A 19,096-nucleotide genomic window follows, 5' to 3' on the forward strand; every position below is an offset into this window, starting at 1 on the left:
GTAGATAACACTGGATTAGTATGAGCGCCCAATAACGCTGTCAAGCCCCACATTCAATAGGGTTTTAGTAGAGATGGATGAATCAAAACAAAAAATCGCCTTATTCATTGATGCCGATAATGCACCCGCGGGTAAGTTTGAAGATGTGCTGAGTGAAGTTGCTAAGTATGGTGTGGTTACCATTAGGCGGGCTTATGGCAACTGGAAGTCACCCACGCTGAAACAATGGGAAGACCTATTGCACGAGTATGCTATTCAACCGATTCAGCAATACGATCTCACTAAGGGCAAAAATGCCTCTGATATTGCCCTTGTGATCGACGCCATGGATGTGATGTACACCAAGAATATCGATGTAATGTGTTTTGTCTCCTCAGACAGTGATTTCACCCCTATGGTCACCCGGGCGCTTGCCGAGGGTAAGGTGGTGTTGGGCTTTGGCGAGCGCAAAACGCCAGCGCCTTTCGTCAATGCCTGCTCCAAGTTTCTGTTTTTGGATCAAGAGCCTAAACAGAGCGATGTGGTGTCTGCTAAGCCCAGCAATATTAAATCCGACACCAAACTCATCAATTTATTGCGTCAGGCCATTGCGGCTACTGAAGAGGAGAGCGGTTGGTCTGCCCTTGGCCCTGTTGGCTCGCACATATCCAATAAAACCTCGTTCGATACCCGAAATTACGGCTACAAAAACCTAAGCAGCTTATTCAAGGCGATAGACTTGTTTGAGCTCAAGCGCAGCGCCGGTAACTCTTATCTCGTGAGGGATGCGCGAAAAGGTAAGTCAAGTTAGCTGTTGTTCGTATTGGTTCAAGGATAATCGATGTTGAAACATGGTTACGTTATTGTTTTAGCGAGCTTGCTATTTTTTGTATTGGCTCTGGTATTTTACCCAAAGTATCCTGACGGTTATTGGATTGCGGCTAGCTTATTTGTGATATTTGGCTCTGAGTTTGGTTTTGGTCATTTGAAAAATAACCCCATCGCGGCTAATCGAATACAAGGGGCTTTCGCCCAGAGAGCCCTATCGTTAGCTGTGTGCACCTCAATCGTTTGCGTCACTTGGATTGTGTTAACCCGCCTGTAGATAGGTGACGTTACTCTACCTTGCGCTAACGATTTTTAGTGAGTTAGCATTTTATAAGTAGCAGGGCCACTACCGAGGGAGTGGCCTACAGTTACAATTGTTACGACCGAATAAGTTTCGATGATACGATCGCATTATCCATTCGCTTCTGCATGCAGGCTAAGCCCGCTAATATTAAGAGCACATGTCGTTGCTTTTAAAATTGACTTGGATAACGAGGCATATAGAAGCATTTGAACCCAGCGATAGGCTAAGGGTACTACTGGATCATTGCCGCAATATGTTCTGGAATGTCAGACAAATCGGCTGGCACTGGGGGGAAAGTTGTTAGGTTTACTACCTGAACCCCAGTTTCACGATCGGTGCAAACCAAAAATTCCACACTTTTTGCGCTTATGGCAACGCGTAAGCCATCGTCATCTTCGCGTAAACCATCATCAAACGCATCGGCTATGCCGCGTAACGAAAAACGAATAATGTGGTCAATGTTGAGTAGATCAAATTCGGCGACATGATCACCGGCGGCAAGTACTGAACAGAAGCCTGGCGACGTTGAGACATTGACCACTGGCTGATTGTTTTGATCGAGAAAAATACCATCAAAATTTTGGCTGCCTTCGGTGTTAGGTGGGCTGACGTTAAAAAAGGGTGAGCCTTCGGTAGATCCATCATTATCCTGTTTTTCGCCCAGCACACCAAAAATCAACACATCAACACCTTCGCCGCCATCGAAGAAGTCACTACCATCACCCGGTGACCAAATAAATACATCGTCACCGCCATTGCCAAAAGCGCGATCGCGATTGTCTGATCCGTTATTATCTCCGTCTACAGTGGAGGTAAAGTCTTCAGTGCCGCCTATGAGAATGTCGTTATCATTGTGACCAATGAGTAGGTCCACACCCAGCCCGCCGATTAAAATACTAGGGCCAGTGTTCGGCGCGTACAAAACATCACCGGCACGTAAGCTTTGGTTGGGTGAGCCGCCGGGGCCTCCGGGGTTTAACGACAGTAAAGCAGAGGTTTTTCTATTGCCATCGTTGCCTTCAACTAAGGTAAATGTTGTCGTTTCAGGCTCGGAGGTGGGCGATGAATTGTAGTCATCATCACAGCCGGTAAACAGCAGGCTTGCAGAAATTGCTATACAGGCCAGTAATTGTGTTTGGGTATTGATTGTCTTCATGAGAAATCCTAAGTAAATAATCCAATTAAAAAGTTAGGTGCGCCATCAGTTTATGATGTTGTAAGCATTTGGAGGCAGGTCACCCTCAGACACTCGTTCAGCAGGTGATTGGCGCAGATCAAATACCTCTAGTTCACCACTTCGTGATGCACATACTAAAAATTCGGTATTGGCTAGGTGAATCGCCACACGTAAACCGGTATCCAAACTGTCGGGATCGATATTGGGGTCGGCGGCTAATGCCTCGTCAAAAGCGTTGGCTGGGTTACGTAAAATAAAGCGAACCAGGTGATCGATATTCAGTGCATCCATACCCTCGGTGCCGCGGTCTACAATGTCACAAAAGCCTGGGCCTAAAACATTCACAACCGGTAAATCGGTACTGGGTTCAATAAATATTCCATCGAAGTCTTGGCTGCCAGGTTGGTTCGGCGGGCTTACGTTAAAGAAGGGCGCGCCTTCGGTATTGCCCTCATTGTTACGACTTTCACCCACCAGCCCGATGATTAAAACGTCTATACCTTCTCCACCATCGAAAAAATCATTGCCATCACCAGGGGTCCAGATAAAAACGTCATCGCCTAGATTGCCAAAAGCACGATCGCGATTAAATGGATTGAAATCTTCAGTGCCGCCGATGAGTACGTCATCGCCATCAGATCCGAATAACACATCAATGCCTAAGCCACCAATAATCACATCGTTGCTGGGTGTGCCGTACAGTTGATCACCAAATTGTAAGCTCTGGTCGCCGCCGCCATTAGTGCCACGATTTCCGGAGTAGAGTTGATTAATAGTGTTGTTAGCACCATTAATACTGCTGAGATCATTGCCGGTAATAATATCTGCGTTAGCCAGGTTTGTGGTAGCGCAGAGTAATGCGGCGGATAATAAAGAATGCCGAGTATTCATAATCTTCCCTTTCGTTGTTGTGTTTTTGTATGGCTTAATGGCGTTGCCTATAGGCCGTTATTAGCTCTACGCGGCTATACGGTAAAAAGTTGCGATATTTTTTAGGTTTTATTTTATCCGTCAGGTGTAGGCTGTGGTGATCGTCTAGCTGCCTTTTAGATCAACTATGTCTTTCAAAAAAATTTATTGAACTGCAACTTTTATTAACCTTGCATCGTGGCCCTTTTGATCAGGTTTTTTAGTGGCACAATGAAGGTCGTTAACGTGTAATGTTTCAGGCGGCGGGGTGTCGATGTGATGCAATGGCTGGATGCACGGTTTGTGCAGCACCAGAAAAATCCCGAAAGCGAAGATGCTAGTCTCTGGGTTTTAGCAATACCGAGTCGTGCTAGTTATTCCATTGTTTTCAAGGGATAATGACCGGACCTTGTTTGGTGTTGTTAATAACGTCGGGGTTAACGTTGTTATAAGTGTTGTTATAAGCGTTGTAATTGATGTTGTTATTCACGTTGTTGTTTGGGTCAACTCGGATCATCTGGTATGTCAACTCGAAAATTCTATCGCCCCGGCACTAGCCACTGGTCAACTGAGCAGGGCGCACCGATCAGTTTCCTTGACATTCGACGGCAGTTCGATTTTCGCGGTATTAAAATTGGTGCCTGGGTAACTGAAGCTGAAAAGCTGCGCGCGGCGCCGTTATTCTATAATGCGCTTTGTGACCTGATGACCATTTTGGGCGGTAACGAGTCGCTTATTTCATTGCGCGGCACCCTTGCCCTGCAATACGGCAGCGGCGGCGAAAAGGGCGTTAATGCCCATTATGAATTGGGTGCGCGCACCTTCGCCTTGGCGAAAAATGCCGGCCCAGGCAGCATGGCACACGAGTGGTTCCACGCCTTTGATCATTATATTGGCGCTAAGCTATTCGTCGAAAAAGTCAGTGATGATTTTGCCTCTTGCGCCTGGCTTAAGAGGCCAAAGATTGTAGAACATCCATTGAATAAGCAGTTAGTAGCTTGCTATCGCACGATTTTATTGGACGAGACGGGCACTAAGCCTAATGATTATGTTAAGCGCTCAAAGAAATACGATAGAACAATAGCTGCCAAATATTTTGGTCTGCCAGAAGAACTGTGCGCCCGCGCCTTCGAAGCCTTCATTCAAGACGCGGCCATTAAAAATATGTTTTTAGTTAAAGGTACAGTGCAGTCTGAAGAGGCGAAGTTGGGTTTGTACCCAGAAGGGCAGCACCGGTTGCGAATTAATGCCGCCTTTTCAGCCTATTTTGGCCAGTTGGGTGCGGCGTTAAAAAGATAGGGTTAAGGCAGAGGAGCGGCTAAATTTTCTCGTTGATTAATGTTGGCAGGGGTAGGCATGGGGCTACTCGATTGCATTTGGTTCGATGTTCAGATTATGGCAGGATATTAATCTACCAAAGTAGTATTAACTAGAGCTTGATCAGGACTTATGCCAAGTAAATTAAAAACGCCGCCCGAGTGGGCGGCTTTTTTAACCTTCGTTCCAACCTCGTTTAATCGGCTAGATCAAATCTATCGGCATTCATGACTTTTACCCAAGCATGAACGAAGTCTTTCACAAATACCTTGGCAGCGTCTTCGGCGGCGTAGACTTCGGCCAGTGCGCGCAATTGCGAATTAGAGCCGAAAACTAAATCCACTCGCGTGGCTGTCCACTTGACTTTCCCGGTTTTTCGGTCGCGGCCTTCGAATAAGGTTTTATCCTCGTTGCTAGCAAACCATTGGGTGCTCATGTCCAATAAGTTAACGAAAAAATCATTGCTTAGACTGCCTGGTTTATCGGTGAATACGCCGTGTTTGGTTGTGCCAACATTGGCGCCGAGGGCACGCATACCGCCAACGAGTACCGTCATTTCCGGCGCCGTGAGGGTGAGCAGTTGGGCGCGATCGAGTAATAGCTCTTCGGCGCTCACACTGTAGTTGCTCTTGAGGTAATTGCGAAAACCGTCGGCCACTGGCTCTAGCACGGCAAAGGCGTCGACATCCGTTTGGGTCTGATTGGCGTCTACGCGGCCCGGGCTGAAGGGTACCTTTATCTTGTGGCCAGCCTTCGCCGCTGCCGCTTCGATGGCTGCACAGCCGCCCAAGACAATCACATCGGCGAGCGAAACTTGTTTATTGCTGGTTTGCACCTTGTTGAAGTCGCGTTGAATTTTCTCGAGGCATTTCAGTACTTTCGCCAATTGTTCCGGCTCGTTTACCGGCCAGCCTTTTTGCGGGGCCAAGCGTAGACGCGCGCCATTGGCACCACCGCGCTTGTCGGAACCGCGAAAGGTAGATGCGGACGCCCAGGCGGTGGTGACCAGCTCGGCGATGCTGAGTTTGGCGGCGAGAATCTTGTCTTTTAATGCGCTCGCGTCTTTGCCGCTGATGAGTTTGTAATCTCGGTTCGGCAATGGGTCTTGCCACAGGAGTTCTTCAGCAGGGAAGTCGTTACCGAGGTAGCGACTAATTGGGCCCATGTCTCGGTGGGTGAGCTTGTACCAGGCGCGCGCGAAGGCGTCGGCAAACTCGCCCGGGTTTTGGTGAAAATGTTTAGCAATTTTGCGGTATTCCGGATCGGCAATCAGCGCTAAATCTGTGGTGGCCATCATCGGGGCATGGCGTCTATTGGGGTGATGGGCGTCGGGCACGGTATGTTTCGCTGCCGGGTCTTTCGGGGTCCACTGATGGGCGCCGGCTGGGCTTTTGGTTAATTCCCACTCGTAGCCAAATAGGGTGTCGAAAAAGCTGTTGTCCCAGCTGATGGGGGTTGGTGTCCAGGCGCCTTCTAAACCGCTGGAGATGGTGTGCTCACCCTTGCCGCTACCCATGCTATTGCGCCAGCCTAAGCCCTGCTCTTCGATGGGGGCAGCCTCCGGCTCTGGGCCCTTGTGTGATTCCGGGCCGGCACCGTGGGTCTTGCCAAAGGTGTGGCCGCCGGCGCAGAGGGCCACGGTTTCATAGTCGTTCATGGCCATGCGCGAGAAGGTCTCGCGAATGTCGCGCGCCGCGGCCGCTGGGTCGGGCTTACCGTTTGGGCCCTCCGGGTTGACGTAAATAAGCCCCATTTGCACGGCGGCCAGCGGGTCCTCCAGTTCGCGCTCGCCTGCATAGCGCTTATCGTCTAGCCATTTCTTCTCTGAGCCCCAATATACGTCTTCCTCGGCTTCCCAAATGTCGGCGCGGCCGCCGGCGAATCCAAAGGTTTTTAGGCCCATGGACTCTAGCGCCACATTGCCGGTGAGGATCATTAAATCTGCCCAGGAGATTTTGTTGCCGTACTTTTGCTTGATGGGCCACAGCAAGCGGCGCGCCTTGTCTAGGTTGACGTTATCGGGCCAACTGTTGAGCGGCGCGAAACGCTGCGAGCCGGAACCCGCGCCGCCGCGGCCATCGCCGGTGCGATAGGTACCGGCACTGTGCCAGGCCATGCGAATAAAGAAAGGGCCGTAGTGGCCGTAGTCGGCTGGCCACCAGTCTTGGGAATCGGTCATGAGCGCGGTGAGGTCTTTTTTTATGGCCTTCAAATTGAGCTTTTTGAAGGCGTCTTTGTAGCTAAAGCTTTCGCCCAGCGGGTTGGAAAGGGACGAGTGCTGGTGCAGTATTTTTAAATTCAGTTGATTCGGCCACCAATCCACATTGGCGGTACCAATACCACCTGCGCTGGTGAGGGCGCCGTGCATGACGGGGCACTGGTTTTGGGCTTGTTTGTCGGTGTTGCTCATCGTGAACTCCCTTGTGGTTGCTGGTGTGCGTTCGAGCCTAAGCACTTGACGCGGGTGATGAGTGTGCTGAGGTACACAGGCTGTCAGTGGCTAAGCATAGTTAATGGTGGAACATTTTTATTCTAATCTCCGAATATCGAGTTTTTGTGTCGCATCAAAAATACTGAGACGTTAAGCCAATGGTCGGCGTGTGTTAAGTCCTAGCTACTAGGAGTGAAGGGGTAGGTTGGATAGCTGCTGTTTCATATTGTCTTCATCTGGCGCGGTTAGGATCGGTAGGCCGCTAGTCGAGCCTTTTCCAGAGGTGCTAGCGGGGTGAAATGGCCTTGATAGCGCTAGTGTTGGCAGCTAGGCTGAGTGCTCGTTGATATTCAATTAAATAGGGAAGTGTGAGTATGAAAAAAGTATTCATTGCGGGTTTCGTTGGGGCAGTCTTGGCTTCTGGGTTTGCGTCTGCCGAGCAGGCACAGCACGGCAAGGTTGTAGCCGATGATGTGATAGCGGCGCAGCGTGCAGCACTGGCAAACAATACCGAGGGCAAAGGTTTCGGCCCGCAATCGCCGCGGGACATCGACGCCAAGGCAGGCAAAAACGCGCGCCTCTTTGGTGCGGCACCGGCCTCTACTTCAATGAACTTATGTAACATTCATTTTCATAAAAACGCCGAGCACAAAGGTGGGCAATTCACTGAGTATGCAGGTAATGGCGATGGTAAGGGGTATCAATCGGGTTATAAATATAGCGGCAAATTAACCGCGGCAGAATTAACACCGGTTGCGGTGGAGGTTTGCCCGAGCGAGCACAGCACCTTGTTCTCGGGTGATACCATTGAAGTACATTACGTTTATTCCACCGCGCAAGTGAGTCCCGGGCCAACCTTGGGTGCCTGTTTTAATGATGCTATTACCAATCCACAGCTACGGGTAGAGACGCAAGTTTATGTGTTGGTGAATGATGCAAAAGCATTAGATTTCGGCAAGCTTACCCAGCACGAAATGAAGAGTGGCTTACACCAAGCAACCATGATCCCACGCAATACTGGCAAACCCGTGCAATATGCTGGCTCTACTACTGGGCCTGATTACAATGAAAAGGCATCGCCCTTCCAAGTGACTTGGAGCGTTCGGCCAAAAGTGGCGAAGGTAAATATTGCGACGGTAGGGCAGTGGTGCAAGGGCAATAGCTTTAAAGAAGATCATGCCCACGGGGTGCGAAACTTGGTGATCAACCCTGATTTACTGTCAAAAATTTAATGTAAGGCTGTTAGCCTTAACGAACTAGAAACCGTTAATGTAAAGTTTTTACGAGTTAGCTTTATTCGATAATTTGAATTAATTATCTGTACCCAGTGGCCGGTTATTACCGGCCATTTTTTTATTAATATTTTATTATTCACACGTGGTTAATAAGTCGCCACATGGGTTCACTGGCGCTACATCGCTGTATATCTTATGGTTGTATATCCCTCGGCTGTATATTTTACGTGGGTTAATAAAATTGCTGGCTTTGCAATTTAGCATGACGCTTAGCATCAAAAGGAGCAGTAAGGATGACTTGTAGTAACACAAGCGGAGCGGCCAAGCACAGTGGCTTATGCAATGTTCATTATCCCTACACACGCATAGCGCCAAACAATGACGTTAGAGCGACGCATCAACGGGATTGCACCCTAGGCAAGACCATGGTGCCGGTGCAGGAGGTTGACCAGAGCCTCGGCTTCGAGGCCAATATGGATCTCATCAGCTTGGAGGATTTCATTCGGGAGATGGACGACAACGCAAAACTTGGCACCTACTGCCCAGCCGGTAAGCTGGGCGGGCGGGCGCACTTTTGTGTCGATAAAGGCCGCAGAAGTGTGGACGGGCGTCGCTTAGCTTGGCTTTGGGTTTTTCCGCAGGGCCAGGTGCGGCCAGCGCATAAAGTGATGAGCGATAACCCCACGCTAATTTGGACCAAGCAGCAGATTGTGGATGCCTATAAATCCGCAAATAATAAAACCCTGCCCATGTGGACGCGACACGTGGACCAACACTCAGAGTTGGCCATTACTTTTTGTCTGCCGTTTCCAGCCTAGGGTTCGACTGCCTTGTAGGGCTTAGCGCAGAATAGGCAACTTGATTTCAATATGTAGGCCAGTGGGCTGGTTGTGTAGCGCGCGAATGCTGCCCTTGTGCAGGGCGATGGTGCGCTTGGCGATACTAAGCCCTAAACCTACGCCGCCACGCATGCGATCGCGGGCTTCGTCGGTGCGATAAAAAGGCGCAAAAATTTCTTCAAGTTGCGCGCTGCTAACGCCTAGGCCTTGATCGCGCACATCGATAACCCAATCGTGATCGGTTTGCCTAAGATCCACTTGAATACCAGATTGCTCCGGTGCATGGCGTAGGGCGTTGCTTAAAATGTTATCTAAAACGCCGAGTAAAATGTTGCCGCGGGTCGCTACCAGCATGGGCTCTTGGGGTTGACTATTGAACTGCAGCTGAACTTGCTTTTTGCCAAAGGCTGGTTGTAGCTCTTCCAAAATATTTTTTAATAGCGCTTCTAAATCGATGGAGTCTTCGAGCGGCCAGGGCTCTTGGGTATTGATGGGGATGGATAGAATATCGGAGATAATATTGTTCAAGTAATCGGCGGCAAGCCGGGCTTTGGTGATATCTTCCGAGGCTTCGCCGCCGGTTTTTTGCTGGGCTAGGCCGAGGGCAAACTGAAGTCGCATGAGCGGTGAGCGCAGTTCGTGCGATACATCTTTAATTAACCGTTGTTGCGCATTCATCGCACTCTCTAAGCGTTCAGACATTTGGTCAAAGTCGGCCGCGAGGCTACCGAGTTCATCTTTCCTGTTGCCCATGATGGGGCCGACCCGATAATTGAGCTCGCCGGCGGCAATTTTTTGTGTGGCAGTTTTGAGTGCTTCGATTGGGCGAGACAGGTTGCGCGCCAAGAAAAAGCACAAAGTGCCACTAATGAGGATGGCGATTAATAAAATCGGCCAGAAATTCATCAGAAATAATTGTAAAAAAATGTTTTTCTTTTCGTCGGACGAGAGCACCACTAGCCGAATGGTGCTGCCGTCTTGCAGTTGTATGAGGCGCCCGAAGTAGTGCCGATGATCGCGTTCTAGGCGCTTAAAAGGCCGGCGTTGATCTAGTTTTTCTACCAGGGTGCTGACTGCTTTTGGCGGTGTCCGGCCGAGTAGTTCTTGGCCCTGTGCATTTACCGCAAAGATGGATCTTTGCATCCAGAAAGGCATGGACTTTAACTGTTGGGTAAATTCGGGCTGGGTGCTGTTAACGGCGTCGCGGGTTGCGATTTGCAATAGCCGCATAGCTTGTGGGTCTTGATTGAATATCCGTGATTTGGGCGGGCGCGGAAAACCATTCGGTTCCATCTCATGTATGACCAGAGCGGTGCCCACAACGATCAGTGTGGTAGCAAGCCAGAAACCTAAAAATGCACGCCAAAATAATTTGATCATTGGCTTGACTCTACCGTTAGCATGTAGCCCGCACCGCGAATATTAATGATCAGATCCTTGTGGCCACCGAGCTGTTGAATTTTTTTACGGATGTTACTTACGTGTACATCGATAGAGCGATCATAGGCGGTGAGTTTGCGCCCCAGCGCCTGTTCAGTGAGGGTGTCTTTAGACAGTACTTCACCGGCACTGTCGACCAGCAGTTCTAGCACTGTGTATTCGGCGCCGGTTAATTCGAGTTTAGTCTCGCCATATAGCGCACTTCTATTGCCGGGCAGAAGTGTTATCTCACCGACTTGCCGCGATGATTTGGTATTGTTGCTGGTTTCAGTCACCTGCTTTTTGGCCGCTTCGCTTCGGCGCAGAATGGCGCGAATACGAGCCAAAAGTTCGCGTGGGTTACAGGGTTTGGCGAGATAGTCATCGGCACCCAGTTCGAGGCCGAGAATGCGATCTACCGGGTCGCCCTTTGCAGTCAGCATTAATATGGGCGTGCTGTTGAAGCCGCCCAATTTTTTTAACAGTTCCATACCGGTCATTTCCGGCATCATCACATCAAGCACCATCAGCGAATAGCTGTTTTTGGCGAGCTCCTCGGCGGCTTCAAGGCCGGTGTGGCGCACGCAAACTTGATAGCCTTCGGCGCGCAGGTAGCTGGCTAACAGATCGCAAAGTTCTTGGTCGTCGTCGACAAGTAGCAGTGAGTGCATGGTGGTTTCTCTTGTTGGCGTTGAGGGTATTTTGCGGCTTCTTAGCGCCTATGTGCAGGGGCATTACGCTTCTTAACAGAATTTAACGAGCATTAGCACCCTTTTACAGGTCGCGCGCCTATTATGGACCTGTACCCAAACGCTAGTTCAGCAGCGAATCATGCCAATACTGAAACAGGCCTGAGCGGAAATTACTCTGCACTGAAATAGCTTAACGGGTAGCAGCGAAAAACCAAGGCCAATGATGCCATTATTTAGTTGAGAAGGAAGAGTCTATGAAATCGTTTAAGTCCTTAGTAAAGCCCGCGTGCGCAATAATTCTGACACTTGGCATGATCTCTCCTTTGGTCGTGTTCGCGAAAGATAATCATTGCAACGCTCACCCTCATCACCTAGGTGCGCAGCCCCAGCAGTTTAAGAAATTAGCTAAAAAGCTAGATCTATCTGACGAACAAAAAGTGCAAGTTCAGGCCTTGGCCGAGCAGATAAAGTCGGCGCGGGAAGCCGATAAAGGCAAGGTAAAGGCGCAGCGCGAAGCCTTCCGTAATCTGGTGGAGTCAAATGCCAGTGAGGCCGAACTTAAAGCCCAAGCCGATCAAATGGTGGCCGGTATGAGCCAGCATATGGTACAAGCTAGCTTAAATATGCGCGCCTTCAGGGCCATTCTAACGCCCGAGCAGTTGGCTAAAATGGATGCCATGAAAGCTGAGCGCGACGCTAAACGCGATGCCAAGCGCAAGAAAGCCGAAGAGAGGCGTGGTGAGAAAGAGTAATATTTAGCTACAAGGCGGGTGGTCTGGTCCGACACTTCGGTCCCCCACAAGCTAGCACCTCCAACGTGTAGGGGCTGGTTCGATAAAACAACAAAGGAGCCTGAGTGGCTCCTTTGTTGTTATGTCTGGGTTAAGCGTCTTCCGAGTCTTTTAGCGGCGGTCGTTTCTTGGCGATAGTTGGTGGTGCGAAACCGTCGCCTAGATCTGGGCCTTTGGCTGGTGCGCGGCGTTTGCCGATATTTTTCTGATCGCGATCGCGTACTTTCACTTTATTGTCTTTGTCTTTTTTCTTCGCGGCGCGCTCTTGCGAGGCCTTGCGATCAACCTTCTTCGGGCCCGCCGCCTTGCCCGAGGACTTCACTTTTTCTGGGCCCTTATAGCGCGACTCGAAACCGGGAATGGTGATGATCTCGAAGTTGGTGCCTAAGTAGCGTTCAACCCCGGCTTTGAGGTTCCACTCTTGCGGCGTAATAAAGCTAATGGCATGGCCCTCGGCACCGGCGCGACCGGTGCGGCCGATGCGGTGGGTGTAGTCGTCGCCGTTGCGCGCCATGTCGAAATTAATCACCAGTTCGATGCCGCCAATGTCTAAACCGCGCGCGGCAACATCGGTGGCCACCAAGACTTTTACGTGGCCCTTGCGCATGAGCTCCATCACCTTGTTGCGATCTTCCTGCGCCATGTCGCCGTGGATGGCGCCGGTTTTAATTTCTTGGGCGCGCAAAAATTGACACAGGTGATCCACTTGAACCCGGGTGTTGGTGAACACCAGCGCCTGCTCGTAGGGCACTGTGCGCAGCAATTGAGTGATGGTTTTTTGTTTGTGATTTTGGCCGTCGCTCAATACCACTTGCTGGTGGATATTGGCTTGGGTTTGGCGGCCGGTAGACAGGCTAATTTTTTCCGGCTTATTGGTCAGCTCGCCCGCCAGCGTGCCTACGCCGGCGTGCGACAGGGTGGCGGAGAACAACCAGGTGTTGCGTGCCTTAGTGAGCTTATTGGTAATGGCCACCATGTCGTCGTGGAAGCCCATGTCGAGCATGCGGTCTGCTTCATCCAAAATCAGCACGCGCAGTTTGTCCATGGCCGGTAAATTGCGGTTGAAGTGCTCGAGCAAGCGGCCGGGGGTGGCGATGATAATTTCTGGGTCTTTGCGCAATTGTGCGGCTTGGAATTTGTAATCGTCACCGCCGCTGATAATGCCCACGCGCAATTTGGTGAACTTGAGAATCAGCTTGGTTTCGGCCAGCAGTTGCTTAGCCAGTTCGCGCGTTGGTGCCAAGATTAACGCCAGAGTGCCTGAGTTGCTGGTTGGTTTCGGTTAAAATTCTTTGCACCAGCGGCAGTAAAAAGGCCAGCGTTTTACCGCTACCGGTTTTCAGACATCACCAGTAAATCTTTATACCGCTAAGGGCGGTGTCGTAGACGGCTTTTTGCACGTCTGTCGGCTCGGTAATGGTCTGGGCATCCAATGCCTTAATTAAGCGTTCATCCAGACCCAGTGTTTTAAACACGGCATATCCTCAAGCAGAGTGGCAAAAAGGGCGGGAGTATACCCGATTGCAGGGCGCTTGCCCCACAGGTTAATGACAAACCCAAAGGTTAAGTTGGCTACCGGTGACCGGACACCTAGGGCGTCGGCGACAGGGACGGCGCCGTCGGCGAGGAGAAGCTATTCACCTGCGCCCAAAATATTCGTCCTATCGCCTGCCTACTCGCTGAGCAAGCGCTAGGTTAGAAAACCTTTGACTGGCACTTTGCCCCTGCGCAGCGCGCCTTAATTGCGAGCTTTTAAGCCACTAGTCGCGATGTTCGTTGAATTGTAGTTCGGCTAGACGCCGATAGAGCGGCGATTGCTGCAAAAGCGCTTTGTGGGTGCCGGTGCCACCACTTGGCCTTGGTCCATCACCACAATGCGGTCGGCGTGTAATATACCGTGGGCGAGGCGGTGGGCGATGATGAGGGTGGTGCGGTTTTGCATCAGCTTATCGAGTGCATCTTGGACTTTGCGCTCGCTCTCGGTATCGAGTGCGCTGGTGGCTTCGTCGAGCAAGAGAATGCCGGGGTTTTTCAGAATGGCGCGCGCAAATGGCCACGCGCTGGCGCTGGCCGCCCGATAGCCGAACCCCTTTGTTCGCCTAAGTTGCTGCCATAGCCATCGGGCAGCTTGGTGATGAACTCGTGGGCGTAGGCGGCTTCGCTGGCAGCGAGAATTTCTCTGCCTCGCAGGCATCGGGGTTGCCGTAGGCGATGTTGTAGCGCACGTCGGCGGTAAACAGGGCCGGTTGCTGGGCACCAACGCCATGTGTTTGCGCAGTGCATTGGGTGTGAGCTGGGTATGTCGGTGTCGGCCAATCGAATGTGGAACCACTTTGTGGATCGTAAAAGCGCAGCAGCATTTCAAATACCGTGGATTTACCAGCGCCGATGGCCCTACGAGGGCAACAATTTCGCCCGCCTTAATATCGAGCGAGAAATCTTTCAGGGCGAATACATCCGGGCGCGACGGTAGCTGAAGCTCACTTGGTCAAAGCTAATGGCCGGCGGTTGCTCGGCAATCCGAGATAGGCTCGGCTGGTGCGGTGATCAAAGACGGCGCCGATAATAGCTCCAGTAACCGCTCTGTAGCCCCGGCAGCTCGCTGTAAGTCGCCATAGACCTCTGAAATGGTGGCCACGGCTGAGGCCACCATAATGGCGTAAAACACGAAAGCACCCAGTTCGCCGCCGGTCATGCGGCCTTCCAACACATCAGTGCCGCCAACCCAGAGCATGGTGGAGAGGGCGCCGAAACCATCACGATGACGGCGGCAATTAACACCGAGCGCTGTTTTACCCGTGATTTAGCGATGTTAAAAGCGGTTTCCACTTCTCGGGCAAAGGCTTTTTGCTCGGTTTCTTCGCGCGTGTAGCTCTGCACGGTTTTAATTTGGCGAATGATCTCGCCGGCGTAGGTGCCCACATCGGCGATAGAGTCTTGGCTCTGCCGCGACAGGGTGCGCACTTTGCGGCCGAAGTAGAGCAGCGGCACGATCACCAGTGGCACGCACAGCATCACCATGGCGGTGAGTTTTAGGTTGGTGATGAGCAATAGGATGAGCGCGCCGGTAAAGGTAAGGCTGGAGCGCAGGGCCATGGACAGGGAGGAGCCGATGATGGTTTGCAGCAAGGTGGTGTCGGTGGTGAGACGGGACATAATCTCGCCACTTTTGTTGGTCTCGAAGTAGCTGGGGTGTAAGTGCACCAGATGATCGAATACCTGGGTGCGAATATCGGCAGTCACCCGTTCGCCCAGCCAAGAGACCAAATAAAAACGCGCGAAGGTGCCGATGGCCATAAGTGCGGTGATGGCAAAGATAAACAGCACCGCTTGTTCAGTTGGGTGGTAGATGCACCCACAAAGCCTTCGTCGATCAAGAGCTTGACGCCTTGGCCTAACACCAGCGTGGTGCCAGCGGTAAATACCAAGGCCACCGCCGCGCCCACCAAGTTCCAACCGTAGGGTTTTAGAAACGGCCAAAGGTCTAGCAGTATGCTCAGGTCTTTCTTGGTTTTGGGTGTTTGTGGGTCGGTGTCCGCGCCGCCGTTGGTAATGGTGCTTTGATTGGCAAGGTGGGTTAAATCGGCACTTGAATCGGCACTCTGGTGAGTGTCCGGGGTTGAGCTCGTCATAGCGATACCTTGGGAAAAGAGGGCGCGCCGGGCTAGTCTAAGCCTTGGCCGAACACGTGTGTGTAGATAACTCTGCAGTAACAAGATGGTGCTCAATCTTGCGATTGCAAGGTAGGTGGCCGCGCCAGCTGGCGTCCTTTGGCCGAGGTTAATCGGCGCCTTGCCGCTGCAGCGCTGGTAACTCAGGTAGGGCGTAAAAGAACGCCGCGTCCAGTTGCGGGCTCTTCGCGCAGGGTTTTGATGTGATTGAAAAACACTTGGGGCGCCGGGTAGTGGCGCTTTAGGTGGGCCAGCCATTGTTTTAGCCGGTCGCCGAGGTATTTCTTCGGGAATAGTTGCTTGCCGGCTTGGTAGTGACTGAAAAGGAGCTGCAGCACCTGTGGCCAGGATAAGGGCTGGTAGTCTTCGTGGTTGACGTGGGCTTTGATTTGCGCGGCGAGGTCTGGGCAAGATAGCAGGCCGCGGCCGAGCATGACGTCCTCACAGCCGCTTTCGGCGCGGGCGCGTAAGTAATCGGCAACAGACCAGATGTCGCCGTTCACCACCACGGGAATCGCCAAGGCGGCATTGATCTCGCCGACACAGTCCCAGTAGGCCGGTGGTTTATAGCCGTCCACTTTGCTGCGTGCGTGCACCGTCAGGCGGTCGGCGCCGGCGTCGGCGGCCGCCTGGGCTATGTCTAAATAGCGGCTGCGGTCGTTAAAGCCGAGGCGAATCTTGGCGCTCACGGGCGTGGCTGTAGGCACGGCTTCGCGCATGGCCTTGACGATGTTGTAAATGCGCTCGGGGGTTTGCAGTAAACAGGCACCGCCGTCGTGCCGATTGACGGTTTTCGCCGGGCAGCCAAAGTTAATGTCGATGGCGGCGGCGCCCATGCTTGCCGCGCGGGCGCCACTAAAGGCCAGTAATTCCGGGTTGCCGCCGAGTAATTGCACCGCCACTGGGGTGCCGTTGGGCGTGCGCGCTATGTGATTGGGTGCTAGGTTAATCAGCTCTGGGCACAGCCGGGTGAAGACTCTGGGTGGTAGGCGGGTATCGGTAACGCGAATAAATTCCGTCACACAGCTATCAATGCCCCCTAAGCTAGTGAGAAGATCCCTGAGTTGGTAGTCGACAACGCCTTCCATCGGTGCAAGAGCAATAAGCGGCATGAGTATTCGTCGGTAGCGATAGAGATAGAAATGGAAAGAAGGCGGGCATCTTAACTAAACTTACTCCCGGCGCCAAAGTTTCCTGGGTCTTTTGCCATTTCGGGTGAATTTGGTTTCCCTTGTTACCGAACTTTGAAGATTGCTTAGAAATTTGGTCAAATGGCCACCGCTCAGCTGCGTTGAGTCGCACCTTTCCATTTATAGAGATAACAGCATGCAACAAGAGATTATTCAGCAAGGCGCAGATCTCATGCTCTACGGCATGGGTACTGTTTTCACGTTTTTGACTTTGCTGGTCATTATTACTGGCATTATGTCGAGCCTAGTGACGCGCTTTTTCCCCGAGGCCGAAAAGCCCGTGGCACCAGTGCCAGTGCCTGTTGGACAGGTTGATGCGCGCACCTTGGCGGTTATCAAGGCCGCTATCGAGCAGCATCGCAAGCGTTAATAATGTCGATCTTGTAACACTTTCTGCCTCGGGCCCTTGGTGCCGGCAGAGCATTCGGGCTGATCTAGCCGCTGAAGCTAGACGCTACGTACACACTACTTAAAGGGTTTTCCCATGACAGCCAGTAACAAAAAGCTTGGCATTACCGATGTGGTTCTGCGCGATGCGCACCAATCGCTTTTCGCCACCCGTCTCCGTATTGACGACATGCTGCCTATTGCCGCGAAGCTCGACCAAGTCGGCTTTTGGTCGTTAGAAACGTGGGGCGGTGCCACCTTTGACTCCTGTATCCGTTACTTAGGCGAAGATCCCTGGGATCGCTTGCGCGAATTGAAAAAGGTTATGCCTAACACACCGCAACAAATGTTGTTCCGCGGTCAAAACATTCTTGGCTACCGGCACTATGCCGATGACGTGGTTGAAAAATTTGTCGAGCGCGCCGCTCACAACGGTATGGATGTGTTCCGCGTGTTCGACGCCATGAACGATGTGCGCAATCTGCAAACCGCGCTGCAAGCGGTTAAAAAAGTGGGTAAGCATGCGCAGGGCACTATCTCTTATACCGTGAGCCCCGTGCATACCTTAGAGATGTGGGTGGATATGGGGCGCAAGCTTCAGGATATGGGCGCCGATTCTATCGCCATTAAAGACATGGCCGGTTTACTTCGCCCCTATGAAGGTTACGAATTGGTGAAACAATTGAAAGCCGCCTGTGACATTCCGGTGCATTTGCATTGTCATGCCACGACGGGTCTTTCGACGGCGACCATTCTGAAGTGCGTAGAGGCCGGTATTGATAACGTCGACACCGCGATTTCCTCCATGTCGATGACCTATGGCCACAGCCCAACGGAATCCGTAGTGGCGATTTTAGAAGGCACTGGCCGAGATACTGGTCTCGACATTAATTTGCTCGAAGATATTTCCAATTACTTTCGCGAAGTGCGGAAAAAGTACGCAACAAGTTTGAAGGTTCGCTGCGCGGTGTCGACAGCCGAATTTTAGTGGCGCAAGTGCCCGGTGGCATGTTAACTAACATGGAAAGCCAGCTGCGCGATCAGGGCGCCATCGATAAGTTTCGATCAAGTGTTGGCCGAAATTCCCAAAGTGCGCGAAGACTTAGGTTTTCTGCCGTTGGTTACACCCACCTCGCAAATTGTTGGCACCCAAGCGGTGTTAAACGTTTTGACCGGTGAGCGCTACAAGTCCATCTCGAAAGAGACCCAAGGCGTATTGAAAGGTGAGTACGGTGCTACACCGGCGCCGGTTAATAAAGAATTGCAGGCGCGGGTACTCGATGGCGGCGAAGCCATTACTTGTCGTCCGGCCGACTTGATTAAACCTGAAATGGACAAGCTGGTCGCCGAGTTGCGCGACATTGCCAAAGAGAAGGGCATTAACCTCGCGAAGGGCGATAACGAAGTTGACGACGTCTTTAACCTACGCCTTGTTTACCCAGATTGGCTTGAAGTTCCTAGAAAACCGCGGCGATGCCTCGGCTTTTGAACCAGCGCCAACGGGCAAAGAAACTGCGGCTGTTAGCAATGATAAAGGTGAAGAAGTTTACACGGTAACTGTCGAAGGTAAGCAGTACACAGTGAGTGTGGCCAATGGCGGCGATATTACTGGCATTTCGGCGCTGGGGTGCTGGCGCGGCTGCGCCTACTACGGGTGCACCGGTGAGCGGTGGCGAACCTGTGCCTGCGCCCTTGCCGGTAATATTTTCCGCGTCTTGGTCAAGCCTGGTCAGCAAGTGCAAGAGGGCACAGTGATAATTATTTTGGAAGCCATGAAAATGGGAACCGAATCAGTGCGCCCAAGGCCGGTGTTATTGGTGACATTCAAGTCAAAGAGGGCGACTCAGTTGCCGTCGGCGATAACTTGTTAAGTATCGCTTAGGAGCATTGAGTCGTGGATGGAATACTAACGCTCTGGCGTGATTCG

Annotated in this window: 19 protein-coding genes and 1 pseudogene; 7 read left to right on the forward strand and 13 right to left on the reverse strand. The window is 51.8% G+C overall.

The window, feature by feature from the left end:
- Positions 1–73 precede the first annotated feature (73 nt).
- Entirely contained in the window at positions 74–790 is a 717-nt protein-coding gene (locus QWY82_RS11770) for an NYN domain-containing protein (protein WP_290262514.1), read from the forward strand.
- Positions 791–1,343: 553 nt separating this feature from the next.
- On the opposite strand, the gene QWY82_RS11775 is transcribed toward QWY82_RS11770, so the two are convergent.
- A complete protein-coding gene (locus QWY82_RS11775; RefSeq protein ID WP_290262517.1) occupies positions 1,344–2,267 on the reverse strand; it encodes a hypothetical protein in 924 nt (307 codons plus the stop codon).
- 45 nt (positions 2,268–2,312) lie between these two features.
- A complete protein-coding gene (locus QWY82_RS11780) occupies positions 2,313–3,179 on the reverse strand; it encodes a calcium-binding protein (RefSeq protein ID WP_290262519.1) in 867 nt (288 codons plus the stop codon).
- Between the two features lie 540 nt (positions 3,180–3,719).
- Between QWY82_RS11780 and QWY82_RS11785 the strand changes: the two genes are divergently transcribed.
- A complete protein-coding gene (locus tag QWY82_RS11785; protein ID WP_290262521.1) occupies positions 3,720–4,496 on the forward strand; it encodes a CLCA_X family protein in 777 nt (258 codons plus the stop codon).
- Positions 4,497–4,710: 214 nt separating this feature from the next.
- Here QWY82_RS11785 and katG read toward each other — a convergent pair whose 3' ends face one another.
- Positions 4,711–6,924 (reverse strand): catalase/peroxidase HPI, encoded by a 2,214-nt coding sequence (katG, locus tag QWY82_RS11790; protein WP_290262523.1) that lies wholly within the window; start codon positions 6,922–6,924, stop codon positions 4,711–4,713.
- A gap of 395 nt (positions 6,925–7,319) precedes the next feature.
- Here katG and QWY82_RS11795 point away from each other — a divergent pair, with 395 nt between their 5' ends.
- Together QWY82_RS11795 and QWY82_RS11800 are read left to right on the forward strand one after the other, a co-directional pair.
- On the forward strand, positions 7,320–8,177 hold the full coding sequence (locus QWY82_RS11795; RefSeq protein ID WP_290262525.1) for a delta-class carbonic anhydrase: 858 nt from the start codon (positions 7,320–7,322) through the stop codon (positions 8,175–8,177).
- A 296-nt stretch (positions 8,178–8,473) separates the two neighbouring features.
- Positions 8,474–8,998, forward strand: a complete 525-nt coding sequence (locus QWY82_RS11800; protein WP_290262527.1) for a hypothetical protein — start codon at positions 8,474–8,476, stop codon at positions 8,996–8,998.
- A gap of 21 nt (positions 8,999–9,019) precedes the next feature.
- Here QWY82_RS11800 and QWY82_RS11805 read toward each other — a convergent pair whose 3' ends face one another.
- Positions 9,020–10,399: an ATP-binding protein gene (locus QWY82_RS11805; RefSeq protein ID WP_290262528.1), complete on the reverse strand. Its 1,380-nt coding sequence runs from the start codon at positions 10,397–10,399 to the stop codon at positions 9,020–9,022.
- Positions 10,396–11,109 carry a response regulator transcription factor gene (locus QWY82_RS11810; protein WP_290262530.1) on the reverse strand — a complete coding sequence of 238 codons (714 nt, stop codon included), beginning with the start codon at positions 11,107–11,109 and terminating at the stop codon, positions 10,396–10,398. Before QWY82_RS11810 ends, QWY82_RS11805 begins: the two co-directional genes overlap by 4 nt.
- A gap of 275 nt (positions 11,110–11,384) precedes the next feature.
- Between QWY82_RS11810 and QWY82_RS11815 the strand changes: the two genes are divergently transcribed.
- On the forward strand, positions 11,385–11,882 hold the full coding sequence (locus tag QWY82_RS11815; protein WP_290262533.1) for a Spy/CpxP family protein refolding chaperone: 498 nt from the start codon (positions 11,385–11,387) through the stop codon (positions 11,880–11,882).
- A gap of 130 nt (positions 11,883–12,012) precedes the next feature.
- Here the strand turns inward: QWY82_RS11815 and QWY82_RS11820 are convergent, their stop codons facing one another.
- The 8 genes from QWY82_RS11820 to QWY82_RS11835 all read right to left on the reverse strand — a co-directional run bounded on the left by QWY82_RS11820 (position 12,013) and on the right by QWY82_RS11835 (position 16,704).
- Positions 12,013–13,164, reverse strand: coding sequence for a DEAD/DEAH box helicase (locus tag QWY82_RS11820; protein ID WP_290262535.1), 1,152 nt, complete (start codon positions 13,162–13,164; stop codon positions 12,013–12,015).
- Positions 13,165–13,267: 103 nt separating this feature from the next.
- On the reverse strand, positions 13,268–13,396 hold the full coding sequence (locus QWY82_RS11825) for a hypothetical protein (RefSeq protein ID WP_290262538.1): 129 nt from the start codon (positions 13,394–13,396) through the stop codon (positions 13,268–13,270).
- 317 nt (positions 13,397–13,713) lie between these two features.
- Positions 13,714–13,935, reverse strand: a complete 222-nt coding sequence (locus QWY82_RS19945; protein WP_353958688.1) for a hypothetical protein — start codon at positions 13,933–13,935, stop codon at positions 13,714–13,716.
- A gap of 85 nt (positions 13,936–14,020) precedes the next feature.
- Positions 14,021–14,281, reverse strand: a complete 261-nt coding sequence (locus tag QWY82_RS19950; protein ID WP_353958689.1) for a hypothetical protein — start codon at positions 14,279–14,281, stop codon at positions 14,021–14,023.
- A gap of 134 nt (positions 14,282–14,415) precedes the next feature.
- Entirely contained in the window at positions 14,416–14,631 is a 216-nt protein-coding gene (locus QWY82_RS19955; RefSeq protein WP_353958690.1) for a hypothetical protein, read from the reverse strand.
- Entirely contained in the window at positions 14,613–15,218 is a 606-nt protein-coding gene (locus tag QWY82_RS19960; RefSeq protein ID WP_353958705.1) for an ABC transporter transmembrane domain-containing protein, read from the reverse strand. Before QWY82_RS19960 ends, QWY82_RS19955 begins: the two co-directional genes overlap by 19 nt.
- A complete protein-coding gene (locus tag QWY82_RS19965) occupies positions 15,161–15,553 on the reverse strand; it encodes a hypothetical protein (RefSeq protein WP_353958691.1) in 393 nt (130 codons plus the stop codon). Before QWY82_RS19965 ends, QWY82_RS19960 begins: the two co-directional genes overlap by 58 nt.
- 182 nt (positions 15,554–15,735) lie before the next feature.
- Positions 15,736–16,704, reverse strand: a complete 969-nt coding sequence (locus QWY82_RS11835; RefSeq protein WP_290262540.1) for a tRNA dihydrouridine synthase — start codon at positions 16,702–16,704, stop codon at positions 15,736–15,738.
- 214 nt (positions 16,705–16,918) lie between these two features.
- On the opposite strand from QWY82_RS11835, the gene QWY82_RS11840 reads away from it, so the two are divergent.
- A complete protein-coding gene (locus QWY82_RS11840; protein WP_290262541.1) occupies positions 16,919–17,152 on the forward strand; it encodes an OadG family protein in 234 nt (77 codons plus the stop codon).
- A 114-nt stretch (positions 17,153–17,266) separates the two neighbouring features.
- A pseudogene (oadA, locus tag QWY82_RS11845) lies at positions 17,267–19,051 on the forward strand (sodium-extruding oxaloacetate decarboxylase subunit alpha).
- Positions 19,052–19,096: the final 45 nt, after the last annotated feature.

The organism is Simiduia curdlanivorans, from assembly GCF_030409605.1.
Lineage (GTDB): Bacteria > Pseudomonadota > Gammaproteobacteria > Pseudomonadales > Cellvibrionaceae > Simiduia > Simiduia curdlanivorans.